The sequence below is a fragment of the Pseudoduganella sp. jia 12 genome (assembly GCF_055502675.1).
Window position 1 is genome coordinate 413,648 of the sequence record NZ_JBUXKP010000003.1, and the last position, 26,751, is coordinate 440,398.

Here is a 26,751-nt window from a genome sequence, read left to right on the forward strand (position 1 = left end):
CTGGTCAGGCCACCGCCTGTCGGCACCCGGCCTGCGCTTCCTGTGGAGCGCGTGCACGGCGGCATGGATGCATCGCCGGGCAACACGCTCGGCCATGAAAGCGGGGCCGAGTGATTGCGCGGCGCTAGCGGCTTGCCGCCAGGTGGTCGTGGATCTGCGCCACCACCTGGGCGCCCTCGCCCACGCCGGCCGCCACGCGCTTCGTCGACCCCGACCGCACGTCGCCGATGGCGAACACGCCCGGCACGCTTGTTTCCAGCGCCGCGCGTGCGCCTTCGCCTCCTCCTGCGGCCGGTGCCGTTACCGCGGCGCCGGTGCGGATGAAGCCCTGCGCATCGACTTCCACGCCGCAGTCGCCCAGCCAGTCCGTGTTCGGGTCGGCGCCGATGAACAGGAACACCCTGCACACTTCGCACTCCTTTTCGCCGAGCGAGCGGTTGTTGCGCCAGCGGACCGATTTCAGGCCTTCGTCGTCGCCTTCCAGCGCCACGATTTCCGTGTGCGGGTGGATCTCGATGTTCGGCGTGGCGCGGATGCGCTCGATCAGGTAAGTCGACATGGTGGCCTTCAGGCCGTCGCCGCGCACCAGCATGTGCACGTTCGCCGCATGGGCCGACAGGAATACCGCCGCCTGCCCCGCCGAGTTGCCGCCGCCGACGAGGATCACCTCGGCGCCGGCACACAGGTTCGCCTCGATGCGCGACGCCCAGTAGTAGATGCCGCGGCCTTCGAACTGCTTGATGTTGGCAAGCGACGGGCGGCGATAGCGGGCGCCGCAGGACAGCACGACGGTGCGGCCCAGCACTCGCCGGTCATCGGCAAGCTCGATCGCCAGCGGCGACGCGTCGCATGCCAGGTGCGCCGCCGCCATCGGAATGGCCACCTCCACGCCGAACTTCATCGCCTGCACGTAGGCGCGGCCGGCCAGCGCGCCGCCCGAGATCCCCGTAGGGAAACCCAGGTAGTTCTCGATGCGCGCGCTGGCCGCCGCCTGCCCGCCGAACGCGCGCTGCTCCAGCGCCAGCACGGACAGCCCTTCCGATGCCGCATACACGGCTGTCGCCAGGCCGGCAGGCCCGGCGCCGACGACGATCACGTCCCACACCTTGCCAGCCGGGAGTTCCGGCAGCATGCCCAGGCAGCGGCCCATGTCGGCATTGGACGGGTTCATCTTCACGCTGCCGTCCGGGCACACGACCAATGGCCAGTCTTCCCCCGTGGGCTGGTAGTGCTCGCACAGCGCCTGCGCATCGCCATCCTCGCGCGGATCGAGCATCGTGTGCGGGTAGCCGTTCGCTGTCAAAAAGCTTTGCAGGTGGAACACGTTCGGGTGCCCCGGCGGGCCGACCAGCACGGGGCCGCCCGAACCGGAGTCGATCAGGTTCACGCGGCGCAGGATCAGCGCCCGCACGATGCGCTCGCCCAGTTCCGCCTCCGCAATCACGAGGGCGCGCAACTGGTCGGCCGGGATGACGAGCGCTTCCACGCGGCCCACCGCCGTCACGTTCACCAGCGACGGCCGTCCAGCCAGCTGCGATACCTCGGCCGTGAATTCGCCCGGACCATGCTCGACGATCAGGGCCGAGTTCCCCAGTCCGTCGTAGCGGTGCGCCGCCATGCGGCCCGCGAGTACCAGCACCATGCCGAACGGCGTGAAGCCCGCCTCGAGGATGCGCACGCCATCGTCGTAGGTGCGCACGCTGCCGAAGCGCATGAGGCGCCTGATTTCGTGTTCCGCCAGCACCGGAAAGATCTGGTGCCGGCGCTGCTCGATGGAGGCTGCGATCGCGGGCACCTGCTCGTCGCGGCTCGCTTCGGGCGTGAATTGCGGAGAGTTCGACTGCCGGTCTGCCATGCTGGCTCCAGTTGGATGCGGATACCGGCAGTGTAGCGGATGGCGCGCACTGTTCAGCGCCGCCGCGCTGGTCATTAGTACGGGCTGGCGGTAGGGCGCACGATGATCTCGCTGACGTCCACGTCGGCCGGCTGTTCGATCGCGAAGTGGATCGTGCGGGCGATCGCCTCGGGCTTGATGGCGATCCGCCGGAAGGCGCGCATCTCCTCGCGCCCGCCCGGGTCGGAGATCGACTCGGCCAGCTCCGATTCCACCACGCCCGGCGACACCACGGTAACGCGGATATCGCCGCCCACTTCCTGGCGCAATCCTTCCGAGATCGCCGCGACGGCGAATTTGGTGGCGCAATACACGGCGGCCGTGGGGCTGACCGTGTAGGCGCCGATCGACGCCATGTTGATGATCTGCCCGCTCCGCTGCCGCTGCATCACCGGCAGCGTGGCGGCGATGCCGTGCAGCACGCCGCGCACGTTCACGTCGATCATGCGGTTCCATTCGTCGACCTTGAGCGCCTCGAGCTTCGACAGCGGCATCACGCCGGCGTTGTTGACGATGACGTCCACGCGGCCATGGCGTTCGAGGGCGAAATCGACGAACGCCTGCATGCTTTCCAGGCTTGTCACATCGAGCTCGCGGACCGTCGCCGAACCGCCTTCGGCGTCGATGCGGGCGGCCAGTTCCTCCAGCCGCCCGGCGCGGCGCGCTCCCAGGACCACGTGCATGCCGCGGGCGGCAAGATGGGTGGCCGTGGCCTCGCCGATGCCGCTGCTGGCGCCGGTGATCAGGACGACTTTCCGTTCTGCTGCATTCATGGTGTTCTCCTTGTTCGTTGCGATGGAAGGAGTATGCCGGCCGCTGGCGAAACGAAAAATATCGATTAATATTTGCCGATTGCACGATTCTCCAAACCCGCACGCTTTTATCCATGAACGATTCGCGCCAACGCCGCATCGTCAGCCTGCTCGAACGGCTGGCGCCTCACGAAGGCTATACGCTGTCGGCCCTGCCCGGCCTGAAATTCATGCGCGCCAACGAGAGCATCGCGCGCACGCCCGTCATGTACGACCCCTGCATCGTCATCGTGTGCCAGGGCCGCAAGCGCGGGTTCACCGGCGGCCAGGGCTATGTCTACGACGCCCACCACTACCTGGTGCTGTCCGTGCCGCTGCCGTTCGAGTCCGAGACCGAGGCCAGTCCCGCCGAACCGATGCTGGCCGTGTCCGTGCCGATCGACCTGAAGGTGGCCGCCGAACTGGTGCTGGCGCTGGAAGAGCGGCACCGCCAGCGCGCCGCGCCGCCCGCCGGCATCGTGTCCACGCCACTCGACGAGCGGATGAGCGATACGCTGCTGCGGCTGCTGGAGGCGCTGCAATCGGAGACCGAGGCGGCCATCCTGGGCCCGGGCATCGTGCGCGAACTGCTGTACCGGGTGCTCGTCGGCCCGCAGGGTGGCGCCATCCACGCCGCGCTCACGCAGCAAAGTCATTTCGGCAAGATCGGCAAGGCGCTGCGGCGCATCCATGCGAGTTACGACCGGCCCATCGACGTGGGCACGCTGGCTGGCGAGGCGGGCATGAGCCTGGCCGCCTTCCATGCGCATTTCAAGGCCGTCACGCAAACGACCCCGATCCAGTACCTGAAGACGACACGCCTGCACAAGGCACGGCTGCTGATGGTGCAGGATGGCCTGAGCGCGGCCACCGCCTGCCACCGCGTGGGCTATGAAAGCAGCTCCCAGTTCAGCCGCGAATTCAAGCGCTTCTTCGGCCGCACGCCCGCGCACGAGGCGGCCGAAATGAAGAATGCGCTGGTGCAGCTGCCGGCGCAGCCGGCGAACGGACATGCCGCGATGCCGTAGCGCCGGCGGCGTGCCTGTGCGTTCATGGCCCGCAATGCAAAAGCCCACCTTGCGGTGGGCTTTTGCATTGCGGGCCTGGCATCGCGGCGGCGCCCACGCTATCTGCGTGGTGCGGGCCGCGAGTGCCGGTCCGGCCGATCAGATCGCGCGGATATTGCCGGCTTTCTCGCCCTTCGGGCCGGTCGAGCGTTCGAACGACACACGCTGGTTTTCGGACAGGCTCTTGAAGCCTTCCGACTGGATGTCCTGGAAGTGCGCGAACAGGTCGCCGCCGCCAGCATCAGGCGTAATGAAGCCGAAGCCCTTGGAATCGTTGAACCATTTTACGGTGCCGGTTTGAGTAGTCATTTTATTTAGTCCTTTAAATATTGCATGGGCAAAGACGCCCGGTATGCACGGTTGACCAAGAGGAATAACGGAGGAAATCAAACGGGACCGCCAAACGGAAAACCGGATTGGCTAGACGGGAGAGAAAGACCAACAATAACAACGACTTGATTCAGTGCCAGACAAACGATACAGGACTTTGCGATGAATACCTAATTATTTCGGATTTATTTTCATTACCGTGCAATCTTCCGCCAGGAAATTATTTTCACCGCATAGCTGATATTATCGGATACCCGGTCGATGCGAATCTTGCAAAGCCGCGGCTCAAATAAGGCAGTATCTTCATGGCACACCCCCGACTCGCCGTTTTCATACGCGACAATATGGAACCGATCCTGCAGGCGTGGGAAGATTTCGCGCGTACCATCGAACCGCCCGCCCTCACCATGACCGACAACGACCTGCGCGACCATGCTCGCCAGATGCTGCTCGTGTTCGCCGACGATCTCGAAACCGAACAGTCCGACGTCGAGTCCGCGGCCAAGTCCATCGGCAACGGCAAGCGCGGCAAAGGCGACACGGCCGCCGAGGTCCACGCCGAGGCCCGCCTGTTGTCCGGCTATACCGTCGTGCAGCTCGTGTCCGAATACCGTGCGCTGCGTGCCAGCGTGCTGGCGCTGTGGGCGGCCAGGGTGGGCGACTGCTCGGGCACGGTCATGGTCGACATGATGCGCTTCAACGAGGCCGTCGACCAGACGCTTGCCGAGTCGGTCGCCCGGTACCAGAGCCTGGTCAAGCAATCGCAGAACATGTTCCTGGCGATCCTCGGCCACGACTTGCGCAATCCCCTGGGCACGCTGGTCAGCGGCTCGAGCATCATCATGCAGGGCGCCGATGTGCCGCCGAAATATGTGCTCGTCGCCAGGCGCATGTTCGACAGCGCCAGGCGCATGAGCAGGCTCATTAATGACCTGATCGATTTCACGCGCACCCATCTCGGCCCCGGCATCCCAGTCCGGGCCGGCGAGGGCGACCTGGCGGCCCTCTGCACCCAGGTGGCCAATGAACTGCGCACCGCCCACCCGCGGCGCGATATCGCATTGCGCGCGCCGCACCGGCTCGAAGCGGTATTCGATGAAGGCCGCGTTGCCCAGATGCTGTCGAACCTCATCGGCAATGCGCTGCAGTATGGCAGCGAGGATGCGCCGGTAGCGATCGGTGTCACTGACAACGATGGCGAGATATCGATCGTTATCAACAACCGCGGGCCGGCGATCCCCCCGGACAAGATCGCCAGCATTTTCGATCCCATGGTGCGGATCGCTGCCAGCGCCTGCCATGACGATGAAGACGCCGAACGCACCAGCCTGGGCATCGGCCTGTTCATCTCGCGCGAGATCGCCCTCGCCCATGGCGGGCAGGTGGGCGTGGTCTCGAATGCGGCCGACGGCACCACCTTCACCGTGACGATGCCACGCTGGCCGGGCGGTGCACGGCCGGCGGGCACGGTAGGGGGCAATTCGTGACCGCCGGGGCGCTCACGGTGCTCGTCGTCGACGACGAACGCGAACTGGCCGACCTGGCCGAGGCATTGCTGGCGAACCACGGCTTCGCGGTACGGGTCGCCTATTCGGCGGCCGAGGCATTGCAGGTGCTCGATAGCGGCGGCGCGATCGACGCGCTGTTCTCGGACATCATGATGCCCGGCAAAACCGGGCTCGAGCTGGCCGCCACGGTCGCCCGAAGCCATCCCGGCATGAAGATCGTGCTCACGTCGGGGTACACGTCGCCGGCGCTGCTGGCGGGCATGGACAGCAACTGCCTCTTCGTGAGCAAGCCCTACACGATCGACACGGTGGTCCGGCTGCTGCGCGGATGACGTCCCTGGCCATCCTGGCCACACCCTGCCATCCGCCGCTACACCCGGCTCCACCCGATGCAGCCTGCCGGCAGGCCGGTCCCGCCCACGAGCACGGCGCCATGCCGGTAGAAGCGCCAGCGCTGCTCCTTCGGCACGGAAACAAGCACCACGCCCATCGGCCGATCCGTCCAGACGAGGCGCGCATCGGCGGCGTCGAGCGCGCGGAACACCTGCGCCGGCGTGGTGCCGGGCGCGAAGACGACGGCCGTGAACTGCTGCCCCGGCGGTTCGCGCAATGCCCAGCCGCCGGCCACGGTGACGGCGATGGCCAGCGTGGAAATGGTGACCTTCGGATTGCCCGTACCCGGCGGGCGCTTGCGCAGCCAGGCCCCGAGCGCCAGCGGCACGAGCCCGAACAGCACGAGCCATAGCACGTCCCAGAACAGCGGCTCGGGGCTGTCGACACGAACGCGGTGGATGCGCAGCACCCAGTGCGACAACACCGTATCCAGCACGTGCCAGATACCGAAGCCCAGCAGCAGCGCCGCCGCCAGCGCCGTGGTGCCGGGCGCAGCCATGCCACGGCGACGCGCCCGCCACAGCCCGTAGATGCCGAGCAGCGCCAGCACGTACATGAACACGTGGAAGTAGCCGTCCCACATCACCTGCAGCCGCAGGTCGTCCATGCCCGGCACGAGGCTCAGCAAATGGTGCCACTGCAGCACCTGGTGCAGCAGGATCCCGTCGAAAAATCCGCCCAGGGCGATGCCCAGCACGATAGTCCACTTCATCCACGGCGATTTCAGCATCGGGCAACTCCGTTCGTTTGCGATGACAGGGAGTGGCGAGTATAGAAAGGCCGGAAATCGGGTGGCGCACGGTGGCGGCGGATGCCGCCGGTACTGCCATCGCCGTCAGTTGCCCCGATACGTCGAATAACCGAAAGGACTGAGCAGCAATGGCACGTGGTAGTGCTGGGCGGTGCCGCCGACCCGGAACTCGACCGGAATGCGCGGGAAGAACGTGTCCTGCTTCAGCCGCGCGTAATGCTCGCCGGTCTCGAACACGATGCGGTAGTCGCCGGCCGCCATCGCCTTGTCTTCCGGGTACAGGGCGGCGATGCGGCCCTGTGCGTTGGTGACGCCGGCGGCGAGCGCGCGCCACCCTTCCCCGGCGCGCTGCTCCAGCGTGACGCGCACGCCGGCCGTGGGCTGGCCGCTTTGCAGGTCGAGCACGTGGACGCTGAGCGGGTTTTGCGCCGCCGCGGCAAAGGATGTGGCGCCGGCCAGGGCGCAGGCGAGAAGGATCTGTTTGAGCTGGTGGATGGTGGCTTGAGGCATGGTGTTCTCCGTGAAATGAAAGTGGTGGATGTCAGGGTGCGGCGGGCCGGTCGAGGCCATCGACGGCGCGGATGGCGGCCAGCGCGCAGGCATGGTCATTGGTGGCACCGCCCCCGCCGGCGACGCCGATCGCCCCCACGACCTGCCCTGCCGCCATGACCGGCACGCCGCCGCCAAGCAACAGCAGTTCGGGCATCGAGGCGAGGTTGCGCGCATCGGGGTTGGCCGCGGCGGCGCGGGCGAGGTCCAGCGTGGCGGTGCGTGTCGACAGGGCCGTGTAGGCCTTGCGGCGGCTCGCCTCGGTGTTGTGCGGGCCCACCGTTTCGGTGCGCTGCAGCGCCAGCAGGTTGCCGCCGCGGTCGAGCACCGTGGCGACGATCGCCCGGTCCTGGCGCCGGCAGGCATCGAGGGCGCTGGCCACCAGGCGGTTCGCGGTTTCCAGCGTGAGGTCGCCCTGCTGGCGCACCTGGGCGCCGGCTGGCAGCGCCGCCAGCATGGCAAGCAGCGCAAGGAGATGAGCGGTCGGTTTCGGCATCGGGTTTCGCATGGTGTGTGGGTGGTCGATGAGGTATTGGCTGCCATTGTGGCGGGCGCGCCACCACGCCAGCATGACCGCCGGATGACAATCCTGTCATGTTCGCGCGCCGCCAACCGGCATAGAATGGATGCTTTAGGCGCTTCAGGCGCCCCGGGCGCCACAACCATGACCATCCTCGTGATCGAAGACGAGCCGAAAACCGGCGACTACCTGCAGCGCGGCCTGGCCGAATCGGGCTTCGCCGTGCGGCTCGCGCGCGACGGGCGCGACGGCCTGGCCATCGCGCGCGAAGGCGATATCGAACTGGTGGTGCTCGACGTGATGCTGCCCCGCATGGACGGCTGGCAGGTGCTCGAAGCGCTGCGCGCCGATCCGGGAACCGAGCAGGTGCCCGTGCTGTTCCTGACGGCGCGCGACGAGGTGCACGACCGCGTGCGCGGCCTGGAACTGGGGGCCGACGATTACCTCGTCAAGCCGTTCGCGTTCGTGGAACTGGTGGCCCGCATCCGCACGCTGCTGCGGCGCGGCCCGGTGCGCGAGGAAGAGATGATCCGCATCGCCGACCTGGAGATCGACGTGATCCGGCGCCGCGTGCGCCGCGCCGGCACGGCGATCGTGCTGACGGCCCAGGAATTCGCGCTGCTGCACCTGCTGGCGCGGCGCCAGGGCCAGGTGCTGTCGCGCGCGCTGATCGCCTCGCAGGTATGGGACATGAACTTCGACAGCGACACCAACGTGATCGACGCGGCCGTGCGCCGGCTGCGCCGCAAGATCGACGATCCGTTCCCGCAAAAGCTGATCCACACGCGGCGCGGCATGGGGTATGTATGCGAGCGGGACCCATGCGAGCCCGAACCATGCAAGCCCGAACCGGCGGCCGGCCCGTGACGGCTCGCTGGCGCCATTCGCTGGCGGTGCGCGTCACCGCGCTGTTCATGCTGATCGTCGCGCTGGCCGCGGCGGGGCTCGGCACTTACCTGTACGCGTCCTTCGTGGCCGAAATCGAACGGCGCGACGATATCGCGCTGCTGGGCAAGCTGCGGCAGATCCAGCTCCTGCTGGGCCGCCCCGGCGCGGCGGGCCTGCTCGATTCGCAGCCGGGCCTGTTCCGCGACACGATGAGCGGCCAGGAAAATTCGCTGGTGCGCTTCATCGCGCCGGATGGCGCCGTGCTGGCCGACATCAACGCCGGCCGCGAGCGCTATCCGGTGCCGCCCGTTGCCGGCACCGCGCCGGATCGCGCGGCGATCGTCGACTGGACCGGCAGCCGCGGCGATCCCGGCCGGGCCGTGGCCGGCACCGCGCGCGTGGGCGAACGCACCGTGACGGTCGTCGTCGCCCGCCTGTATGCGGAACGCAGCGCGCTGTTCGCGCGATACCGCGGCCGGATCGCCGGCGCGGCCGCCCTCAGCGCCCTGGCCGCAGCATTGTGCGCCGCGCTGGTCCTGCGGCGCGGACTGCGGCCGCTGCGGGCGGTGGCCGCGCACGCGGCGCTGGTGCGGCCCGGCACGCTGGCGCAGCGCCTGGATCCCGCCGGCGCCCCGTCCGAACTGCTGCCGCTGGTCGATGCGCTGAACGCCATGCTGGCACGGCTGCAGGAGGGCTATGCGCGCCTTTCCGGGTTTTCCACCGACCTGGCGCACGAGTTCCGCACGCCCGTCGCCAACCTGCTCGGGCAAAGCCAGGTGATGCTGGCGCAGCCGCGCACCGCCGCCGAATACGAAAACCTCGTGGCATCGAATGTCGAAGAACTGGAACGGCTGGCGCGGATGATCGAAAGCATGCTGTTCCTGGCCCGTGCGCAGCAGGACGAAGTGCTGCCGGAACGCCGCCCGCTGCAGGCGGCCGACGAACTGGCGAAAGTGGCCGGCTTCTTCGAAGGCATGGCCGAGGAGCGCGGGCTGCGCCTGGCCTGCACCGGCGCGGGCGTGGTGCACGCCGATCCGGCCCTGCTGCGGCGCGCGCTGGCCAACCTCATATCGAACGCGGTGCGCCATGCCGACGAAGGGTCCACCATCGTGCTGAGCGCCCAGGCCGCCGAAGGCGCGGTGGAACTGGGCGTCGAGAACACCGGGGCGCCGATCGCGCCCGAGCACCTGCCGCACCTGTTCGAGCGCTTCTACCGGGCCGACTCGGCACGGGGCGATGCCGGCGGGTCGGCGGGGCTCGGCCTGTCGATCACCGGCGCCATCATGGCACTGCACGGCGGGTCGGCCACGGTGCGGGCCGACGGTCCGCGGGTCCGCTTCACGCTGGCCTTCCCCAAGGGCCGCGAGGCGGCCACTTTGCAATCCTGATCCGCGCAGCTGATGCTGATCCCGCAGGGCCTCCGGTTTCGTTCAGAAGGCAGCGCCCGCGGGATCGCCGATCGCCAAAAGCTCGGCGGTCCTGAACCGCCAGGTGGCCCACCTGCTGGCCCAGGTATTCGGCAATCTCCTGCACAATGCCGCCGAGTACACGCCCGACGGCGGTTCGGTCGCCATCGCCGCCACGGTAGAGGATGGCCGCGCCGTCGTGCGCGTGCGCGACACCGGTTCCGGCATCCCCCGCGACCAGCTCGGCGCCATCTTCGAGCTGTTCTCCTCGCCGCCGCCTAGGCGCCACGGCGTCGTCGCCCCATTCCGCAGCCGCACCGCACACTGCTGCGCAGCGGGTGATTTCGGGTTAATATCCAACAATAACCTTCCGGCGGGGCACGCCGGTTCCCACGCCTGATCCGGCGCACAGCCGGACCGACCATGGATGTGCGATGACACAGGCTACCGATCAGGATCACGACGGCGACGGGCTGTCGCGTGAGGCAAGGGAACTCCTGTCGATACGGGAAGCCGTTCTCGACCATTGGGAAAGCCTGGTCCGGGCGCAGATCAAGGGCGCCGCCGAGCTTCTCGGCCCGGCACTGACCGATAACCTTCCCAGCCTGTATGACAACCTGGCCGAAGCCATCAGCCCCGGCCGGCCGCGCGAAACGGCGACCCAGTACACCACGGCGGCCATGTCGCATGGCAGCGAACGCGCACGGTTGACGTGCTTCGGCCCCGAGGAGGTCTTGCGCGAATATCAGCTTTTCCGCGACGCCATCCGCGACGTGGCCCAGGCACGCGGCGTGGTATGGCCACCCGGCGTGTGGGCCACGATCGCGCGCTCCATCGAGATCGCCGCCTGCGAGTCGCTGCGCGAATTCGCCGCCACGCACGAGGCGCTGCGCCGGCGCGTGGCGGCCGCCCTGTCGCACGACATGCGCGCGCCGCTGGCCGTCATCGCCACCGGCGCCCAGCTCGTTGCCCTCACCAACGACATGGCGCTGGCGCGGCGCTCCGCCGACAAGATCCGCCGCCATGCCACGCGGCTCGAATCGATGATGGGCGAACTGCTCGACGCGCTGACCGTGCAGCGCGCGCAACTGCCGCCGCTGGCACTGTCGGCCTTCGACATGCATGAACTGGCCAGCGAGGTGGCCCGGCAATTCGGCGAACACGGCGGCGGCCCGTTCACCGTTCTCGGCGGCGGCGTAACGGGCCACTGGAGCGCGCCGGCCATGCGCCGCGCCCTGGAGAACCTGGTCACGAACGCCGTCAAGTATGGTACCGGCGGCGAGGTGCGGATCATGGTGGCCACCGCGCGGGGCCGGCTGTCGCTGTCGGTCCACAACACGGGGCCCGCGATTCCCGAAGACCGGCGCGAGCGCATCTTCGGCTACCTGTTCCGCTACGGCGGCCCGGGCACCGTGGGCTGGGGCATCGGCCTGCCGTTCGTGCGCGACGTGGCCGAAGCCCACGGCGGCAGCGTGTCGGTCGACAGTTCCGAGGAAGCCGGCACGACCTTCACGGTCGACGTGCCGGTCGATTGCCGCCCATTCCTGCGGCACGCCGCCAACTGCGCCGCTCCCGCGCGCGAAACACAGGGAGCCGGCAGCGGCTGACGAAGCAGCCTGCTATGCCGCGGCGGCATAACCGACATCGCCGACTTCCCGGAAGAAGCGCAGCATCTCCGCGCTGGCGGACGGGCCCTTTTCATCGGTATAGCTGCCCCGCGCATTGCCGCCGGACCAGGTGTGGCCCGCGCCATGGATCACCCATTGCTCGGCCAGTACCCCGCCGTCGACGCTGCGATGGACCACCCGGGTAAAGTCGCGCCCGCGCGCGGTGCCGGATTCCTTCATCACCATGACGCCCCTGGCGCCGTTCGGCTGGGCTGCCGGACACAGCGCGCCCAGCGAATGTTCGATCACCGTATGCCCGTTGGCGACATGGACGGTCTGGTCGTCGTCGCCATGGAAAACGATGACCGGCACGGCGCTTTGCATCGGCGCGGCCGCTCCGGAGAATGCGCCGTCGCGCATCACCTGCAGCGCCGTGGCGGTATCGTCGGCACAGCCATGCGGCAGCCCGGAGTGGCAGCCCACGGCGGAAAAGACGTCGGGATAGGCGCACCCGAGCACCACGGCCATCGCACCGCCCGCCGACATGCCGGCAACGAAAACCTTGTCCGCCGGTACGCCATATTCGCCGGCAGCCTGGCGCGCCGCTTCCGCGATCAGCGCCGCCTCGCCATGGCCGCGCTGCCGGTGCGCCGCATCGAACCAGTTCCAGCAGCCGCCGGGCATGCCGAACTGGGTCTGCTCCGGATACATGACCAGGCAGCCCGCCTCCTCGGCGTGGGCGTTCATGTCGGTGCCGCTGGCAAAATCGTCCGCGCTCTGGCTGTAGCCGTGCAGCATGACCACCAGTGCCGATGCCTTTTCGTTGAAGGATGCAGGAATGAAGAGCTTGTAGCCCAGCGAGCCGTGCGGCGTATCGAACGTGCGGTTGATGAAGCGGGATACCGCGGTGCGTCCGGATGCGGTGCCGTCACCGCCCGGGTTGGCTGCCTCGTAAAGTCCGTTCAGGGGGAGGAATGCCGGCATGAAGGCCAGCCGAGTCCATTGCTCGCAGAAAGTTTGTATCATTGAAGACTCCGTTCGTTGAGGGTGGGTCTCCTGCATGTTTTTGTTTACTCTACCGCTTGCCGGAGGGTCGCGAGATGGAAGATTGCCTACGACCACGTAGGACATTCACCCGTGACGGCGCTGACGATGACTTGACTTTCCTGTTGGCCTTGGCTGCCGGGGCGACGCACCGCGGCGCGGGCCCCGTCGACGTTTCCGGTTACATGCGCCACCTCAGCGTCAGCCCCACCACCTGGTCGTAGCGGCGCACGTCTCGCGGATTGCTGGCGATGCCGTGGTAATCGTTGTACGTGCGGTCGGTGATGTTCTCCACGTCCAGCGTGATGCCCATGTTCTCGTTGATGCGGTAGGACAGCGATGCGTCGGCCGTCTTGATCGGCTCGACCACCAGGTTGAAGCCCAGGCCGCGGTAGTTGTAGGCATCGACGAACTGGCTGCGGTGGTTGTAGGCCAGACGTGCCGACCAGGGGCCGCGCTCGTACAGGGCCACGATGTTGTAGGCGTTCTTCGACATGCCCGTGAACGGATTGCGCTTGCCCTCCTCCAGCAGGTAGCCCTCCATGTAGGTGTAGTTCGCCTCCAGGCCGAAGCCGCCCAGCCAGCCCGGCAGGAAATCGTAGAACTGCCGGTAGCCGATCTCGATGCCCTTCAGCTGGCCTTCGCTGACGTTGCGCGGGCGGTCCATCCGGTATTCCTGGCCGCCGATGGTTTCCATGCCGAGGCGGCGCACGATGTAGTTCTCGAAATCGTGCCTGAACAGCGTGGTGGTCAGGCTGCCGGTGGGTGCGAAGTACCATTCCAGCGCCACGTCGTAGTTCTTGCCGACCACCGGCTTCAGGTCGGGGTTGCCGCCGTTGCCTTCGTAGATGCCCTGGCTGTTCGGCGCCGTGCCCAGCGATTCGCCGGGATTGAAGTCGCCGAAGTTGGGGCGCTGGATCGCCTTGCCGGCGTTGAAGCGGCCGATCAGGTCTTTCGTCAGCAGCGCCTTCATCGTCAGGTTGGGCAGGATGTCGTTGTCGGACGTGTTGCGGTGTGCCGGGATCGGGTTGTTCTGCACATTGGAGAAACCGTTCACGTCCAGCTCCGTCTTCACGTAGCGCACGCCCGCCGTGCCTTCCACGGGAATGCCGCCGACGGCGAAGCCGAACCTGGTCTTGGCATAGAACGCCGTGGTGTCTTCCGTGTTGCGGTACAGCGAATAGGGCCACGGTTCCGTCCTGCCGTCGCGCAGGTACATCTTGCGGATCTGGTCGATGTTGGCATGCATGTAGTCGTCGCACACCGTCAGCCACTGGTTCATGCCGTAGTTCTCGGACAGCGGCATCGACGGGCAGATCGCCCCGACCGGGAGGGCGCCGACGGCCGGCAGGTTTTCATGCGCCGGCACGAAGTTGTTGCTTTCGTGCTGATACGACGCCTTGCGCGAAGCGACGCGCACGCCGGTGGAGAACTCGCGGAAGAAGCTGTCCTCGCCGTTGTCGTACGTGGCATCGGCTCGCCAGTCGGTGGACTGGCCGCGCGAGCCGGACCAGTTGTCGGTCAGGGCGCCGAGGCGGTAGCTGTTCGGGCTCATCATGTCCGTGCCCGGATAATCGAACCACGCGCCGCCGTTGACATAGGTGCGCGCCGTGATGGTCTGCGGGTCCGCCAGCAGTTCCATGATCGGCATCTCCTGTTTCCAGCGGCTGATGGTGCGCGCCAGCTCGCCGGTGAGCCGCAATTTCGGCGTGATGTCCCAGCGGGCGCCGATCGCGCCCTGGTGGCCTTCGGAATCGTCGCGCGGCGCCTGGCTGCCGCTGGCGGCGAAGAAGTGGTAGTTGCCGGCGGGTTTCGTGGCGGTCACGCTGTCGATCTGGTTCGTGCCCGGGAACAGCGTATAGGTGGGATTCGTGTACTGCCCGGCACCCCAGTCCACGCCGCCGCTCGGCGTCCACGGCTGGGCATTCCAGCCCACGTGGCCGGTGAAGAACTGGCGCTGGGCATCGTGGTCGATACGGGTGGACCACCCTTCGGCGAACAGCTCCACCTCGCGCACCGGGCGCCATTGCACGGCCCAGTTGGCGGCATAGCGCATGCGCTCGCCCTGGTAGTTCACGTGGCCCAGGTCGAACGGACCGGTGACGGTGCGGTTGCCGGCCACCGGGTGCTCGGGTGGCGAGTTCCACGTCACTTCATCGTGGTAGTTGCCCTTCTGGTAGGACAGGCCGGCCAATACGCCCACCTCGCCGAACGCGCCCTTCCAGCGGTTCGACAGCATGCCGGACACCTGCGGATCGTTGGTATCGGACTTGTCGCGGTGCTCCACGCGCCCGTTCAGGTTGGCCGTAAAGCCCTTGAAGTCGAACGGGCGCGACGTGCGCACGTCGATCACGCCTGCCGTGCCGCCCTCCACCATCTCGGCGCCCTGGGTCTTGTAGACGTCGATCCGCTGCAGCATCGTGGTCGGTATGTCGGCCAGGTACAGGTTGCGGCCGCTGGACGTGAACACTTCGCGGCCGTTGAGCAGCGTCGCCAGGCCCGGCAGGCCGCGCACGATCACGGAATTGGCTTCGCCGAACTCGCGGCGGATCTGCACGCCCGTCACGCGGCCCAGGATCTCGGCCACGTTCTTGTCGGGGAACTTGCCCGCTTCTTCCGCCACGATCGAATCGACCACCTCGTCGGAATTGCGCTTGATGGCCTGCGCACTCTGCGCCGCGCGGCGCACGCCGGTCACGATGACGGCATTGACGGGCTGCGCTTTCAGCCCCTCCTCCTGCTCCTTCTCCGCGGCCACCTGCGCGTCCTGCGCGTGCACCGCCGGCGCACCGGCCAGCAGCCCGGCACCGGCCAACGCCGCCACGACGATTTTCAAGGCAAAGGGATTCCTGCGGGCGTCGCTCGCGCGGCCCGGATACGGGTGATTCACGGTGTCGTCTCCTGACGGTTTTATTTATCGTTATCGCCACGGCTGCGCGCGGCCTGCAAGGATGTTAGAACGTCATGACGATGCAAAGCCAATTGATTTTAGTTCCATAACGATATCGGTATTAATATCTCAACATTGCAAGTCACTGTTGTTTTACAACCAGCCCAACAATGGAGAGAACCGCATAAGCCGCTGATTTCCCATATGTTTCCTAAAACCGGGGACAGTCCCCGAATTTTGGCAACACATTGGCAGCGATGTTTTATGCGTCGAGCGTGAGTGGGCGCACTTTTCGTCGCGGGGCGCCAATCGTGCGGCCGGGGCGACGGCGGACAATCCCCGGTTCACCGTATTCACAGAGGAGAATCCAGATGAGCACCGAGTTCGATCGCGCCGACAACCTCCACCGGCCGCCGCTGGGCGCGACCGTCACGTCGACCACCCGCCCGCTGATCGTCACGCCGACCTTCGTCAGCCGCGTCGACGACACGCCGCGCGGCGAGCGGCCGCAGGATCCGGGCGCGTCGAAGAGCCGGCATGGCCACGAGGTCCATTTTCCGAACTGGCGGCCGCACGCGCTGGCGCTCGAGTCCGATCCGAACCTGGCGTTCGAGCACTGGGACGAGTACTGGCGCAAGGTGCACGGCCCGAAGTTCGCCTGGGACGAGCCGGGCAGCTCGTCGGCGCTGGTGCTGCGCTACGACCAGGTGCACCGCATCGCCTCGGGGCCTTCGTCGGCATTCCCGCCGCCCTACCGCGCAATGGTGGACGATGACGGCCGCCTGCCATCGGATCCCGAGCGGCACGTCCCTCCCCTGCGCCGGCCCCGGTGGGATGGCTTTGCCTACATCGCCTATGCCGACGAAGCCGATATCGAGAACACGCTGAAGCAGGAAAAGTTCAAGGAACGCATCGTCGCCGACGAGCAGGTGGCGTTCCGCATGGTCACCCGCGAGATCACGCGCGAGTACATCCTGATCGCCAGCGCGCGGCACCGCGATCCGGTCAGCCTGGTCAGGATCCACATGCGCGCGCCCGGCCTGTCGCGGGACGAATTCCAGCGCCGCATGCTGGACGAGCACGCCCCGCTCGTGATGGCGCAACCGGCAACGCGCGAGTTCGTGCGCCGCTACGCGCAGCTCCACAACATCGGCTCCACGCAGGAGGATCCCGAGGGCAGCAGGATCGATGCGGTCTCCGTGCTGTCGTTCGCCTCGCTCAACGATGTGGAGGACTACCTCGTCAGCGCCGACCATGCCGCCATCGAAGCGGCGGAAAGCGCGCTGCTGGGCGAAGGGTCCGAGTGGTGGACCGGCATCAACTACAGCGTGATCAACCGCCTCGTGCCGGAACTGGCAACCGCGTGGCGATAGGCACTAAGGAAAGCCATCCCAACCATGCAATTACCTGTTGTCTTACAACTAGTTCAACAACAGAATGAATTACGCAAGCCGTTGATTTCGCCCATGTTTCCTAAAACCGGGGGCGTAGCCGGGAGTGACGCAGGGGTTTCCTGGAGCCTGCTCCAGGCCTGAGGAACGATGCGGCCATGCAGGGCCGCAGCTTCAAGGAGCACTGCTCCTTGCCGGCGTAGCGGTGGTGACCTCCAGGTCACCACTCCTTCCTGACCCCGGTTTTAGGAAACAGTTTGCCGCTTGGCATATGAAGCGCTGCCGGCAACGCTAGCGCGGCTCGCCGCGGCCCTCGTCCGGGCCGTCGGTGAGCGTGTAGATGTCGCCTGCCGTCACGCCGGACTCGCCCTTGCGGGCCCGCAGGTCGCGGTACACGGCGGCCCGCATGATCGTCATGGCCACCACGGGGGCGGTCAGCAGGATGAACACGGTGATGATGATCTCGTGGATCACCAGGCGCGATTGCGCCACCGTGAAGTACAGCATCGACGCGAGCAGCAGGCAGCCCGCCCCCAGCGTGACGGTGATGGCGGGGCCGTGGATGCGCTGGTAGAACGTGCGCAGGCGCAGCAGGCCGAGCGAGCCGATGAGGATGATGGTGGCGCCCACCACCAGCAGCAGCGCCACCGGCAGCGCGGCCCAGCCGGGCAGGTGTTCGATGCCGGTCATTCGATGATCTCCCCGCGCATCAGGAACTTCGCCATCGCGACCGTCGACGCGAAGCCCACCAGCGCGACGAGGATCGCCACCTCGAAATACACCTGGGTGCCGAAGCGGATGCCCAGCACGATCGCCAGCAGCATGCCGCACATCCACAACGTATCGAGCGCCAGCACGCGGTCGTGGGCGGCGGGGCCGACCAGCAGGCGCACGGCGCACAATGCCATCGCCACCAGCACGCAGACGAGCGCATAGGCGATCGCCAGTTCAAGCAGGGTTTCCATCGTTGTCCTCCGTTTCAAAGATCTCCATCAGCGGCTGCTCGTAGCGGGTCCTGATTGTTTCCAGCCACCACGCCTCGTCGTTCAGGTCGAACACATGCAGCGCCAGTTCGTGCCGCCCCGGCAGGATTTCCACCCACACCGTGCCGGGCGTCATGTTGATCAGGCAGGACAGCATCGCCAGCCCGTAGGGGTCGCGCATCGCCAGCGGCACGCGGATGAACTGCGAATTCACGCTGGCGTAATCCTTGAACAGGATGACCCGGCACACGCCGAAGCACGAGCGGACGATCTCCACCGTCGCCATGCCGATGAGCCGCGCGAACACGAACGGCTTGCGCAGCCGGGGGTAGCCCAGGGGCTGCAGCCGGCGTGCCAGCAGCGGCACGGCAATGCCGAGCGCCGCGCCGAACAGCAGGTTGGCCGGATCGACGGCCTGGTTGAGCAGCAGCCACACGGCGCACAGCGCCAGCGACACGACCGGGAACGGCAGCCAGCGCGTCATGGTGCCTCCGCGGCCGGGCCGGCGACGGGCTGCGTGGCCCGCACGCGGTCGATGTACAGCGCCGGGCGGTGGATGTCGGCGCTCGCGCGTGCCAGGTAGTCGAACACCGGCTGCGCCTGCACCGTCAGCAGCACCGATACCGCCAGCAGCGCCGCCACCGGCGCCACCTCGGCGGCGTGCAGCGTGGGCTGTCCCACCGTTTCCGTGGCCCAGAACGTGCGCACGCCGAAGCGCAGCAACGAGATGATCGCGGCCAGGCCGGAAACGAACACCAGCGCCATCAGCGTCCAGCCGGTGGCGCCGATCGGCGCCGCATCCGGCGCCGTATTGACCAGCGCATGGAACATGCCGAACTTGGCGACGAAGCCCGACAGCGGCGGCAGCCCGGCGATCGTCAGCGCGCAGGCAGCGAACGCCAGCGACAGGAAGGCCATCGCCGCGGGCACGCCCCTGCCCTTCGGTTCGGCCGGCGTGTCCTCGACAGCGAAGGCTTCGGCCGTCAGCGCCAGCATCGCCGCACCCGGCGTGCGGATGCGGTCGACCAGTTCGATCAGCAGCACGAACGCCGCGATGGCGATGGTGGACGCGATGAAGTAATACAGCCCGGCGGTCACGAGCGACGGCTGGCCATAGCCGACCACGGCCAGCAGCGTGCCGGACGACACGATGGCACCGTATCCCGCCAGCCGGCCGGCCGTGTCGGTGGCGAGCATGCCGGCCGCGCCGTACACGATCGTCGCCATGCCGCCCCACAGCAGCGCGTCGTAGCCATAATAGGAAGCCGCGCCGGCGCCGGCGCCGAACACGAGGAGCCACAGGCGCAGGATCACGTAGGCGCCCACCTTCGTCATCAGCACCAGCATGACGGCGACCGGCGGCGACGCGGCCGCGTACGTGGTCGGCAGCCAGAAGCCCAGCGGCCACATGGCCGCCTTCACGAGGAAGGCCAGCGCCAGCACGGCGACGCCGACCTGCAGCAAGCCGATGTCCCCCGGGGCCAGCGCGGCCACGCGCCCGGCCATGTCGGCCATGTTCAGCGTGCCCGTCGTGGCATAGAGCAGTGCCGTGCCGATGAGGAAGAACAGCGCGGCCACCAGGTTCACGGCGATGTACTGCAGGCTGGCGCGCAGCCGTTCCACGTTATAGCCGTGCAGCACGAGGCCGTACGATGCGGCCAGCATCACCTCGAAGAACACGAACAGGTTGAACAGGTCGTGCGTGAGGAAGGCGCCGTTGATGCCCATCAGCAGGAACTGGAACAGCGAGTGGTAGTGCACGCCGATGCGGCTCCAGCGCGGCTGCGCGTAATGCAGCGCGGCCAGCGCCAGCACGGCCGTCAGCACGAGCATGCAGGCGGACAGCCGGTCGGCCACCAGCGCGATGCCGAACGGCGCCGCCCAGTTGGCCGCCAGGTAGACGCCGATGCCGTCGGGCCAGCTGCCGTCGACCAGCGCCGCCAGCGCCAGCGCATTGGCCAGCAGCGCCAGCGCCGAGCCATAGGCCACGGCGAATTTCAGCCGGTGCCAGCCCTGCGTGAGCGGCGCCAGCGCCGCGCCGCACAGCAGCGGCAGCAGGATCGGCACCACCACGAGGTGCTGGGTCCACGCAACACTCATTCGCCGGGCTCCTCGCCATCCACGTGGTCGGTGCCGGCCAGGCCGCGTGCGCCGATCATCACCACCAGGTACAGCGCGGTGGTGGCGAAGCCGATCACGATCGCCGTCAGCACCAGCGCCTGCGGCACCGGATCGGCCAGCGCCGCGGGATCGGGCAACGTGCCCGCCGGCGTGAGCGGCGGCCGGTCCACGGCCAGGCGTCCCATCGCGAAAATGAACAGGTTGACGGCATACGACATGAGCATCAGGCCGATCAGCACCTGAAAGGTGCGTGGCCGCAGCACGAGCCAGATGCCCGCGCCGAAGACGATGCCGATGCCGAGGGCAAGTACGGTTTCCATTACTGGATCTCCTTCGGTGGCGGGATGGCGACAGGCGTCGTGGAAGATTCGGCGGCGCGTACCGCCTCGTGCGGCGCGCGGCGGCTGCGCAGCGACTGGTGGGCCAGCGCCACGAGGATCAGCATCGTGGTGCCCACCACCACGAGGAACACGCCCAGGTCGAACAGGAAGGCCGACGGCACGTGCAGCTGGCCCAGCACGGGCAGCGTGACGTGCGCCGTGTGGCTGGTGAGGAACGGGTAGCCGAACAGCCACGCTCCCAGGCCCGTGCCGCAGGCACACACGAGGCCCCAGCCGATCCAGCGGTGCGGCCGCAGGCGCAGGCGCGATTCCACCCAGTCGGTGCCGGCCACCATGTATTGCACGATCAGCGTGGTCGCGAAGATCAGGCCGGCCACGAAGCCGCCGCCCGGCAGGTTATGGCCGCGCATGAAGAAATACACGGCGATCACGCCCATCACGGGCAGCAGGAAGCGCAGGTATACGGCCTGGATCATCAGGTAGCCGTCGCGCGCCTGCTGCCCCGGCCGCTGGCCGATCGCCGGGTCGACGTCGCTGGCCTGCTGCATCGGGATGGCGATGCTTTCCGGCGCCGGGCGGAACCGGCGCAGCAGCGCGTACACGGTGAGCGCCACCGCCGACAGCACGGTAATTTCCCCCATCGTGTCGAAGCCGCGGAAATCGACCAGCAGCACGTTGACGACGTTGGCGCCCCCGCCCTCGGACAACGCGCGCTGCACGAAGAAATCGCGGATGCTCGGCACGCCGGGCCGCGTGAGCACGGCGTAGCTGGCCGCCGCCAGCGCCAGGCCGCCGGCAATGGCGATGGCCGCGTCGCGCGCGCGCCGCAGCTGGGTTCTCGGCGGAGCGCGCCCGGTCAGGTGCGCCGGCTGGTGCCGTGGCGGCAGCCAGCGCAGGCCGAGCAGGATCAGCACGGTCGTCACGGTTTCCACCATCAGCTGCGTCAGCGCCAGGTCGGGCGCGGACAGCCACAGGAACGTCACGCTCGTCACCATCCCGGTGCCGCCCACCAGCGCCAGCGCCGCCAGCCGGTGGTACTTGGCCTGCCAGGCGGCGGCCAGCGCGCATCCGGCCCCGATCAGCCAGAGCAGGCCCAGCAGCGGGTCGGCGCCGCCCAGCGCCGGCAGCGGCAGCCCGGCCACCGGCCACGCCAGCAGCAGAGGCACGGCCACGAAGGCCGCCATCAATGCCCGCAACTGGGGCTGCAGGCGGCGCGTGCCGGCCAGCGCCACCAGCCGCGCGGCGCCCTGCGAAATCCCCAGCATCACGTTTTCATACAGCTGTGCGCCTTTCACGTGGTGCAGCACGGGCACGCGGCTCCGCTCGGCCAGCCGGAAGCGCTTGCGCATCAGCAGGTAGATGGCCACGCCGCCGCCCAGCGCCACGAAGCTCATCAGCAGCGGCAGGTTCACGCCATGCCAGATGGCGAGATCGTAGTCGGGGACCGTAGGCCCAAGCACCGACCGCGCGGCCACCGCGAGGATGTCGCCGACCACCCGTTCCGGCATGACGCCCACGGCGATACACAGCAGCACGAGCAGTTCGATCGGCGCGCGCATCCAGCGCGCCGGCTCGTGCGGTTCGGACGGCAGGCCATGCGCCGGCGGCCCGAAGAACACGCTGATGAAGCGCAGCGAATACACCACGCTGAACAGCCCCATCAGCACGGCCGCATACGACATCCACCAGTTGTCGCTACCGCCCACGATCATCGTCTCGGCAAAGAACATTTCCTTGGACAGGAAGCCGTTCATCAGCGGCACGCCGGCCATGGCGGCGCTGGCCACCACCGCCAGCGCCGCCGTATGCGGCATGGCTTGCCGCAGGCCACGCAGCACCCGCATGTCGCGCGTGCCCGTTTCATGGTCGACGATGCCCACGGCCATGAACAGCGATGCCTTGAACACGGCATGGTTCATCGTGTGGAAAATGGCGGCGACGACCGACAGCGGCGTGCCGATGCTGAGCAGCACCGTGATCAGGCCGAGGTGGCTGATCGTGGAATAGGCCAGCAAGCCCTTCATGTCCCACTGGAAGATGGCGAACCAGGAACCCAGCAGCAGCGTGCAGACGCCCGCGGTGCCGAGGATCCATGTCCATTCCGCGGTTCCGGCCAGCGCGGGCCACAGCCGGATCAGCAGGAAGATGCCGGCCTTGACCATCGTGGCCGAGTGCAGGTAGCTCGATACCGGCGTGGGCGCCGCCATCGCGTGCGGCAACCAGAAGTGGAAGGGGAACTGCGCGCTTTTCGTCAGCGCGCCCAGCGCGACGAGCACCAGGGCCGGCACATACCAGCCATGCGCGCGGATCGTGTTGCCGGCGGCAAGCACCTTTTCCAGCTCGTAGCTGCCGGCGATATGGCCGAGCAGCAGCACGCCGGCCAGCAGGCACAGGCCGCCGATGGTCGTGACGGTGAAAGCCATGCGCGCGCCGCGCCGCGCATCGTTGCGCTCCTGCCAGTAGCCGATCAGCAGGAAAGACGTGGCGCTCGTCAGTTCCCAGAACACCACGAGCTGGATCAGGTTGCCGGACAGGACCACGCCCAGCATGGCCCCCATGAACGCCATCACGCACGCGTAGAAGCGGTGGGCCGGGTCGCGCCGCGACAGGTAATAGCGCGCATACAGCAGCACCAGCAGGCCGATGCCCAGCACCAGCAAGGTGAACACCCAGGCCAGGCCATCCATGCGCAGGATGATCTCGAGACCGAACGCGGGCAGCCACGCGAAGCGCATCGTGGGCACCGCGCCATCGGCGATCGCGCCGAACTGGCTGGCGGCAAGCACCAGCGCGACGAGGGTGGCGATGCCCGCCACGGCGGCGGGCCGGTCGCGCGAGCCGCCGGGCATGCAGGCCGTTATCAGGGCCGCGGCGAAGGGCAGCAGGAGCAGCAGCAGGAGCATTGTCAGCCCTCCGCCGGGCGACGCGCGCCCGATCGCGCCGGCGCGTCAGCCATCGCCCACCTCCTCCGGTGCGCGCACCAGCAGCGCATCGCACGGCAGCTGCTGCAGCAGGTCTTCGCTCCTGCTGCCCATGAACACGCGCGCCACCGTGGACTGGCGGTGCACGCCAAGCACCACGAGCCCGACCGCTTCCTCCACGACGTGGCGCGTGATGGCTTCGGTCACGAGGCCCTGGCCCGCCACGGCGCGGATGCGCTGGCGCTCGCCGGCGGCCAGCGCGCAGCCTTCGAGGAACCGCTCGCTCCTTTCCTGCGCTGCGTGCAGGGTGGTGGCGGGCGCATCGGCCGGCCCGTTCGCACCCTCCTCCATCACGTGGAACAGCGTGACCGTGCGGTCGGGGAAGAGGCGCAGTGCCGTGGCAAGTGCCCGGCGCGAAGCCTCGGAAAAATCGTTCGCCACCAGGATGCGGACATAGCTGCCGCGGGTGCGCTGCCGCACCACGAGCAGCGGATGCGCCAGGTCCTGCGCCAGGCGCGCGGCGGTGGAACCCAGGATCAATTGCTGGACGGGGGCTTGCGAGAAGGTGGGGGCGCCGATGACGACGAGCGCATCGGCGAACGTGCCGGCGGCATCGAGGATGCCGGCCGTGACATCGCCTTCCAGCACCTGCAGGGCCGGCATGACACCCGAGCCGGCGAATTCCTCGGCCAGCTCGGCGCGCGCGGCCGGCGCGAACGCATGGCCGGTGCTGCCGCCATCGAGCCAGGCCGAGACTTCCTCCGGCGTGCTCGGGCCCTGCTGGACCACGAGCACGGTGAGTTCGGCCCGCCATTCGATGGCCAGCTGCTTCGCGCGATCGAGCGGGCGGTCGCAGCGTGCGGTCAGGTCCGAGGCGAGCAGCAGGCGCCGCGGCTGTGGATGGTCGGTCATGTCGTTCACGTAATTTTCCGTTGCTCAACAGGTGGCAAGTGCCGATACTGTAGCGGTTTCCGGCAATGAATGACCACGCGTTAGGCCGGCGCCGTGACAATGCGCGCATTTTCCCGGTTTGCATTTTGTTATGCTCTGCAGTCACGACGGGGCGCGCCGCCCCTGCTACCCAGGGACCGATATGTCGATGATAGGCCATTTTCTCGCCGTGCCGCAGGGCGAACTCGATGCGCTGCGCGCCGACCCGGAGCTGGTACCGGAAGCGCTGTTCACTACGCACGAGGAAGATGACGTGGACGTGGAAAAGGCCTGGCACGGCATCCACTTCCTGTTGACCGGGAAGGTGGTGCCCGGCGACGGGCCGCTGGACAACGTGGTGTTCGGCCGCGCGCCGGTCGGCGAGGAAGATCTCGGCTACGGCCCGGCGATGGCCACCGACGCGGCCGACGTGCCCGCGATCGCGGCGGCGCTGGAGGCCGCGACGGACGACGAACTGCGCGCCCACTTCGATCCCGAAGCGATGGACGAGATCTACCCGAACATCTGGGACGAAGGCGACGAAGCGCTCGATTACCTGATGGAGCACCTGCAGGAAGTGCGCGCGTTCTACCGCAATGCCGTCGCGCAGGGGCATGCCGTCATCACCTGGCTGGGCTAGGATCTACAGGTTGGTGGATACCTCGACGGCAGTGAAGACCTACCACGGCAGCTGCCATTGCGGAGCGGTGCGCTTCGAAGCCGACATCGACCTGGGCCAGGGCACGCTGCGCTGCAACTGCTCGATCTGCACGAAGGTGCGGTTCTGGCCGGCCATCGTGCAGCCGGCGGCCTTCCGGCTGCTCGCGGGTGCCGATGAGCTCACCACCTACCGGTTCGGCACGAAACGGGACCGGCACCTGTTCTGCCGGCACTGCGGCGTGCGGCCGTTCGTCATCGGCCGGTCGCCGCGCTGGGGCGACTTCTACGCCGTCAACGTGACGTGCCTGGACGACGCAACACCGGAAGAACTGGCCAGTGCTCCCATCACGTATCTCGACGGCAGGAACGACAACTGGGAAACGCCGCCGCTGCACATTCACCATCTGTGAGGTCCGTGCAGGGAACAGCCACCATGAAGCATCCCTCGCTCGCTATCCGGCTGGTGTAAACGGCTTCGACGTGCCTTCGTTCGCCGCGCAAGCCGGCTTCATGATCTTCGTGCTGGCGACGGTGCGGCGCGCATGGAACGGCTGCGAGCCGGCTACGCATGCCGGATCCGGACGGACGCGTTTTTGGAGTGGACCCGCCCGCCTTCGTGCACTAAGCTGTCCGCTCACCCACCCCAACGGAGGAACACCATGGTTGCGAAGAACACCATCTGTCTCTGGTTCGACGGTACGGCACTGGAAGCCGCGCAGTTTTATGCGGCCACCTTTCCCGACAGCGCGGTCGGCGCGGTGCACCGGGCGCCGGGGGACTACCCGGCGGGCAAGGAGGGCGACGTGCTGACGGTCGAGTTCACCGTGGCCGGCATCCCCTGCCTGGGCCTGAACGGCGGCCCGGGGGTGGCGCACAGCATCGCGTTTTCCTTCCAGATCGCGACCGACGACCAGGAAGAAACCGACCGCCTGTGGCATGCCATCGTCGGCAACGGCGGGAAGGAAAACGCATGCGGCTGGTGCCAGGATCAATGGGGCCTGTCGTGGCAGATCACGCCGCGCGCGCTGACCGCGGCCTTCACGGACCCGGACCGGGCTGCAGCGCAGCGCGCCTTCGCGGCGATGATGGAAATGAAGAAGATCGACATCGCCACGATCGAGGCGGCCCGGCGCGGTTGAGCGCCACGACAGGCCACCGCTCCGGCGGCATCACGCACGCCTGGCCGACTTCCTCAGCCATGCAAAGGCCGTGTCGATCAGCGCCAGCTGCCTGTCGGCTGCCTGGATTGCTTCGGGGCCGGCGTGCTGGCGGATGTAGCTGGCCAGGCCCTGCGCCACCGTGTCGGCCTGTAATTTGAGGATATCGGCATCGACGACGGTCTTCACGAACTCGAAGCAGCATGGCCCATCCATGAACTCGGCATCGTCGAAATGGCATTGATGGGCCGCTTCGATCAGCAGCGTGTCCATGTCCTCGGGGCCGAGTCCCATGCCCATGCCCACGTCCACCCCGGCCAGCACGCCGAGCGCCGCGATCGCCTTGCACATCTGGTGTTCCGCCTGGCCGCGGTCGCGCAATGTGCGCCTGAACTGCAACCTGGTCTTGGGAATGCGCTTCGGCTTGAACATGGGCCTGGGCCTGAGCCTGAACCCCTGCACCGTTCCGGGCCTGGCCTTGCGCTGGTTGTCGATTGGCAGATGACTGGCTGGCAGGTCGTTGATGCTGTCCACGGGTTCATCCTTTCAGGGCGGTTTCAGGGCGGGCGGGCTGCGCGCCTGCCAACCTTGGAGCAACTCTGCCGTGAA

27 protein-coding genes are annotated in these 26,751 nt (G+C 67.7%); 11 read left to right on the top strand and 16 right to left on the bottom strand.

Annotated features, from left to right (window positions below):
- Positions 1-124 precede the first annotated feature (124 nt).
- Both ACY65G_RS07930 and ACY65G_RS07935 read right to left on the bottom strand, forming a co-directional pair.
- A complete protein-coding gene (locus ACY65G_RS07930; protein ID WP_464996813.1) occupies positions 125-1,855 on the bottom strand; it encodes an FAD-dependent oxidoreductase in 1,731 nt (576 codons plus the stop codon).
- Between the two features lie 74 nt (positions 1,856-1,929).
- Positions 1,930-2,667, bottom strand: coding sequence for an SDR family oxidoreductase (locus ACY65G_RS07935; protein WP_464996814.1), 738 nt, complete (start codon positions 2,665-2,667; stop codon positions 1,930-1,932).
- 113 nt (positions 2,668-2,780) lie between these two features.
- On the opposite strand from ACY65G_RS07935, the gene ACY65G_RS07940 reads away from it, so the two are divergent.
- Positions 2,781-3,713: an AraC family transcriptional regulator gene (locus tag ACY65G_RS07940; protein ID WP_464996815.1), complete on the top strand. Its 933-nt coding sequence runs from the start codon at positions 2,781-2,783 to the stop codon at positions 3,711-3,713.
- 138 nt (positions 3,714-3,851) lie between these two features.
- Here the strand turns inward: ACY65G_RS07940 and ACY65G_RS07945 are convergent, their stop codons facing one another.
- Positions 3,852-4,061, bottom strand: coding sequence for a cold-shock protein (locus ACY65G_RS07945; protein ID WP_130185255.1), 210 nt, complete (start codon positions 4,059-4,061; stop codon positions 3,852-3,854).
- A 365-nt stretch (positions 4,062-4,426) separates the two neighbouring features.
- Here ACY65G_RS07945 and ACY65G_RS07950 point away from each other — a divergent pair, with 365 nt between their 5' ends.
- Complete coding sequence (locus ACY65G_RS07950) at positions 4,427-5,569, top strand: ATP-binding protein (protein WP_464996816.1); 1,143 nt, start codon at positions 4,427-4,429, stop codon at positions 5,567-5,569.
- A complete protein-coding gene (locus ACY65G_RS07955; protein ID WP_464996817.1) occupies positions 5,566-5,922 on the top strand; it encodes a response regulator in 357 nt (118 codons plus the stop codon). Before ACY65G_RS07950 ends, ACY65G_RS07955 begins: the two co-directional genes overlap by 4 nt.
- A gap of 38 nt (positions 5,923-5,960) precedes the next feature.
- Here ACY65G_RS07955 and ACY65G_RS07960 read toward each other — a convergent pair whose 3' ends face one another.
- The 3 genes from ACY65G_RS07960 to ACY65G_RS07970 all read right to left on the bottom strand — a co-directional run bounded on the left by ACY65G_RS07960 (position 5,961) and on the right by ACY65G_RS07970 (position 7,779).
- The gene (locus tag ACY65G_RS07960; protein WP_464996818.1) at positions 5,961-6,713 is read right to left on the bottom strand and encodes a DUF2243 domain-containing protein; all 753 of its coding nucleotides are present in this window, start codon (positions 6,711-6,713) and stop codon (positions 5,961-5,963) included.
- A 105-nt stretch (positions 6,714-6,818) separates the two neighbouring features.
- Positions 6,819-7,244 (bottom strand): hydroxyisourate hydrolase, encoded by a 426-nt coding sequence (gene uraH / locus ACY65G_RS07965; RefSeq protein WP_464996819.1) that lies wholly within the window; start codon positions 7,242-7,244, stop codon positions 6,819-6,821.
- A 31-nt stretch (positions 7,245-7,275) separates the two neighbouring features.
- Complete coding sequence (locus ACY65G_RS07970) at positions 7,276-7,779, bottom strand: GlcG/HbpS family heme-binding protein (RefSeq protein ID WP_464996820.1); 504 nt, start codon at positions 7,777-7,779, stop codon at positions 7,276-7,278.
- A gap of 168 nt (positions 7,780-7,947) precedes the next feature.
- Here ACY65G_RS07970 and ACY65G_RS07975 point away from each other — a divergent pair, with 168 nt between their 5' ends.
- The 4 genes from ACY65G_RS07975 to ACY65G_RS07990 all read left to right on the top strand — a co-directional run bounded on the left by ACY65G_RS07975 (position 7,948) and on the right by ACY65G_RS07990 (position 11,704).
- Positions 7,948-8,670 (top strand): heavy metal response regulator transcription factor, encoded by a 723-nt coding sequence (locus ACY65G_RS07975; protein ID WP_464996821.1) that lies wholly within the window; start codon positions 7,948-7,950, stop codon positions 8,668-8,670.
- Positions 8,640-10,079, top strand: coding sequence for a heavy metal sensor histidine kinase (locus ACY65G_RS07980; protein ID WP_464996822.1), 1,440 nt, complete (start codon positions 8,640-8,642; stop codon positions 10,077-10,079). The genes ACY65G_RS07975 and ACY65G_RS07980 overlap by 31 nt, the downstream gene beginning before the upstream one ends.
- Positions 10,080-10,182: 103 nt before the next feature.
- Positions 10,183-10,497 (top strand): sensor histidine kinase, encoded by a 315-nt coding sequence (locus tag ACY65G_RS07985; protein ID WP_464996823.1) that lies wholly within the window; start codon positions 10,183-10,185, stop codon positions 10,495-10,497.
- Positions 10,498-10,531: 34 nt separating this feature from the next.
- A complete protein-coding gene (locus tag ACY65G_RS07990; protein WP_464996824.1) occupies positions 10,532-11,704 on the top strand; it encodes a sensor histidine kinase in 1,173 nt (390 codons plus the stop codon).
- A 12-nt stretch (positions 11,705-11,716) separates the two neighbouring features.
- On the opposite strand, the gene ACY65G_RS07995 is transcribed toward ACY65G_RS07990, so the two are convergent.
- Positions 11,717-12,730 (bottom strand): extracellular catalytic domain type 1 short-chain-length polyhydroxyalkanoate depolymerase, encoded by a 1,014-nt coding sequence (locus ACY65G_RS07995; RefSeq protein WP_464996825.1) that lies wholly within the window; start codon positions 12,728-12,730, stop codon positions 11,717-11,719.
- 199 nt (positions 12,731-12,929) lie between these two features.
- Positions 12,930-15,638, bottom strand: coding sequence for a TonB-dependent receptor (locus ACY65G_RS08000; protein ID WP_464996826.1), 2,709 nt, complete (start codon positions 15,636-15,638; stop codon positions 12,930-12,932).
- Positions 15,639-16,009: 371 nt separating this feature from the next.
- On the opposite strand from ACY65G_RS08000, the gene ACY65G_RS08005 reads away from it, so the two are divergent.
- Positions 16,010-17,011, top strand: a complete 1,002-nt coding sequence (locus tag ACY65G_RS08005) for an EthD domain-containing protein (protein WP_464996827.1) — start codon at positions 16,010-16,012, stop codon at positions 17,009-17,011.
- 309 nt (positions 17,012-17,320) lie between these two features.
- Here ACY65G_RS08005 and mnhG read toward each other — a convergent pair whose 3' ends face one another.
- Genes mnhG through ACY65G_RS08040 form a run of 7 tightly spaced genes read right to left on the bottom strand, consistent with a single transcriptional unit; the run spans position 17,321 to position 24,307 of the window.
- Positions 17,321-17,719, bottom strand: coding sequence for a monovalent cation/H(+) antiporter subunit G (mnhG, locus tag ACY65G_RS08010; RefSeq protein WP_464996828.1), 399 nt, complete (start codon positions 17,717-17,719; stop codon positions 17,321-17,323).
- Complete coding sequence (locus ACY65G_RS08015) at positions 17,716-17,994, bottom strand: K+/H+ antiporter subunit F (protein WP_464996829.1); 279 nt, start codon at positions 17,992-17,994, stop codon at positions 17,716-17,718. The genes mnhG and ACY65G_RS08015 overlap by 4 nt, the downstream gene beginning before the upstream one ends.
- On the bottom strand, positions 17,978-18,496 hold the full coding sequence (locus ACY65G_RS08020; RefSeq protein ID WP_464996830.1) for a Na+/H+ antiporter subunit E: 519 nt from the start codon (positions 18,494-18,496) through the stop codon (positions 17,978-17,980). The genes ACY65G_RS08015 and ACY65G_RS08020 overlap by 17 nt, the downstream gene beginning before the upstream one ends.
- The gene (locus tag ACY65G_RS08025) at positions 18,493-20,112 is read right to left on the bottom strand and encodes a monovalent cation/H+ antiporter subunit D (RefSeq protein WP_464996831.1); all 1,620 of its coding nucleotides are present in this window, start codon (positions 20,110-20,112) and stop codon (positions 18,493-18,495) included. Before ACY65G_RS08025 ends, ACY65G_RS08020 begins: the two co-directional genes overlap by 4 nt.
- Positions 20,109-20,453 carry a Na+/H+ antiporter subunit C gene (locus tag ACY65G_RS08030; RefSeq protein ID WP_464996832.1) on the bottom strand — a complete coding sequence of 115 codons (345 nt, stop codon included), beginning with the start codon at positions 20,451-20,453 and terminating at the stop codon, positions 20,109-20,111. Before ACY65G_RS08030 ends, ACY65G_RS08025 begins: the two co-directional genes overlap by 4 nt.
- Positions 20,453-23,377, bottom strand: a complete 2,925-nt coding sequence (locus tag ACY65G_RS08035) for a monovalent cation/H+ antiporter subunit A (RefSeq protein ID WP_464996833.1) — start codon at positions 23,375-23,377, stop codon at positions 20,453-20,455. Before ACY65G_RS08035 ends, ACY65G_RS08030 begins: the two co-directional genes overlap by 1 nt.
- Positions 23,378-23,422: 45 nt before the next feature.
- Positions 23,423-24,307, bottom strand: a complete 885-nt coding sequence (locus tag ACY65G_RS08040) for a universal stress protein (RefSeq protein ID WP_464997061.1) — start codon at positions 24,305-24,307, stop codon at positions 23,423-23,425.
- Positions 24,308-24,494: 187 nt separating this feature from the next.
- On the opposite strand from ACY65G_RS08040, the gene ACY65G_RS08045 reads away from it, so the two are divergent.
- The 3 genes from ACY65G_RS08045 to ACY65G_RS08055 all read left to right on the top strand — a co-directional run bounded on the left by ACY65G_RS08045 (position 24,495) and on the right by ACY65G_RS08055 (position 26,124).
- Positions 24,495-24,965 carry a YfbM family protein gene (locus ACY65G_RS08045; protein ID WP_464996834.1) on the top strand — a complete coding sequence of 157 codons (471 nt, stop codon included), beginning with the start codon at positions 24,495-24,497 and terminating at the stop codon, positions 24,963-24,965.
- Between the two features lie 10 nt (positions 24,966-24,975).
- Positions 24,976-25,395, top strand: a complete 420-nt coding sequence (locus tag ACY65G_RS08050) for a GFA family protein (protein ID WP_464996835.1) — start codon at positions 24,976-24,978, stop codon at positions 25,393-25,395.
- A 249-nt stretch (positions 25,396-25,644) separates the two neighbouring features.
- Positions 25,645-26,124 (top strand): VOC family protein, encoded by a 480-nt coding sequence (locus ACY65G_RS08055; protein WP_464996836.1) that lies wholly within the window; start codon positions 25,645-25,647, stop codon positions 26,122-26,124.
- 30 nt (positions 26,125-26,154) lie between these two features.
- On the opposite strand, the gene ACY65G_RS08060 is transcribed toward ACY65G_RS08055, so the two are convergent.
- Positions 26,155-26,574: a hypothetical protein gene (locus tag ACY65G_RS08060; RefSeq protein ID WP_464996837.1), complete on the bottom strand. Its 420-nt coding sequence runs from the start codon at positions 26,572-26,574 to the stop codon at positions 26,155-26,157.
- Positions 26,575-26,751 lie beyond the last annotated feature (177 nt).

Bases quoted from the DNA above. Each gene is read 5' to 3' on its own strand.
- ACY65G_RS07930 (WP_464996813.1), bottom strand. From the start codon at position 1,855: ATGGCAGACCGGCAGTCGAACTCTCCGCAATTCACGCCCGAAGCGAGC.
- ACY65G_RS07935 (WP_464996814.1), bottom strand. From the start codon at position 2,667: ATGAATGCAGCAGAACGGAAAGTCGTCCTGATCACCGGCGCCAGCAGC.
- ACY65G_RS07940 (WP_464996815.1), top strand. From the start codon at position 2,781: ATGAACGATTCGCGCCAACGCCGCATCGTCAGCCTGCTCGAACGGCTG.
- ACY65G_RS07945 (WP_130185255.1), bottom strand. From the start codon at position 4,061: ATGACTACTCAAACCGGCACCGTAAAATGGTTCAACGATTCCAAGGGC.
- ACY65G_RS07950 (WP_464996816.1), top strand. From the start codon at position 4,427: ATGGAACCGATCCTGCAGGCGTGGGAAGATTTCGCGCGTACCATCGAA.
- ACY65G_RS07960 (WP_464996818.1), bottom strand. From the start codon at position 6,713: ATGCTGAAATCGCCGTGGATGAAGTGGACTATCGTGCTGGGCATCGCC.
- uraH (WP_464996819.1), bottom strand. From the start codon at position 7,244: ATGCCTCAAGCCACCATCCACCAGCTCAAACAGATCCTTCTCGCCTGC.
- ACY65G_RS07970 (WP_464996820.1), bottom strand. From the start codon at position 7,779: ATGCCGAAACCGACCGCTCATCTCCTTGCGCTGCTTGCCATGCTGGCG.
- ACY65G_RS07975 (WP_464996821.1), top strand. From the start codon at position 7,948: ATGACCATCCTCGTGATCGAAGACGAGCCGAAAACCGGCGACTACCTG.
- ACY65G_RS07980 (WP_464996822.1), top strand. From the start codon at position 8,640: ATGCAAGCCCGAACCGGCGGCCGGCCCGTGACGGCTCGCTGGCGCCAT.
- ACY65G_RS07990 (WP_464996824.1), top strand. From the start codon at position 10,532: ATGACACAGGCTACCGATCAGGATCACGACGGCGACGGGCTGTCGCGT.
- ACY65G_RS07995 (WP_464996825.1), bottom strand. From the start codon at position 12,730: ATGATACAAACTTTCTGCGAGCAATGGACTCGGCTGGCCTTCATGCCG.
- ACY65G_RS08005 (WP_464996827.1), top strand. From the start codon at position 16,010: ATGAGCACCGAGTTCGATCGCGCCGACAACCTCCACCGGCCGCCGCTG.
- mnhG (WP_464996828.1), bottom strand. From the start codon at position 17,719: ATGACCGGCATCGAACACCTGCCCGGCTGGGCCGCGCTGCCGGTGGCG.
- ACY65G_RS08015 (WP_464996829.1), bottom strand. From the start codon at position 17,994: ATGGAAACCCTGCTTGAACTGGCGATCGCCTATGCGCTCGTCTGCGTG.
- ACY65G_RS08020 (WP_464996830.1), bottom strand. From the start codon at position 18,496: ATGACGCGCTGGCTGCCGTTCCCGGTCGTGTCGCTGGCGCTGTGCGCC.
- ACY65G_RS08025 (WP_464996831.1), bottom strand. From the start codon at position 20,112: ATGAGTGTTGCGTGGACCCAGCACCTCGTGGTGGTGCCGATCCTGCTG.
- ACY65G_RS08030 (WP_464996832.1), bottom strand. From the start codon at position 20,453: ATGGAAACCGTACTTGCCCTCGGCATCGGCATCGTCTTCGGCGCGGGC.
- ACY65G_RS08035 (WP_464996833.1), bottom strand. From the start codon at position 23,377: ATGCTCCTGCTGCTGCTCCTGCTGCCCTTCGCCGCGGCCCTGATAACG.
- ACY65G_RS08040 (WP_464997061.1), bottom strand. From the start codon at position 24,307: ATGACCGACCATCCACAGCCGCGGCGCCTGCTGCTCGCCTCGGACCTG.
- ACY65G_RS08045 (WP_464996834.1), top strand. From the start codon at position 24,495: ATGATAGGCCATTTTCTCGCCGTGCCGCAGGGCGAACTCGATGCGCTG.
- ACY65G_RS08055 (WP_464996836.1), top strand. From the start codon at position 25,645: ATGGTTGCGAAGAACACCATCTGTCTCTGGTTCGACGGTACGGCACTG.
- ACY65G_RS08060 (WP_464996837.1), bottom strand. From the start codon at position 26,574: ATGTTCAAGCCGAAGCGCATTCCCAAGACCAGGTTGCAGTTCAGGCGC.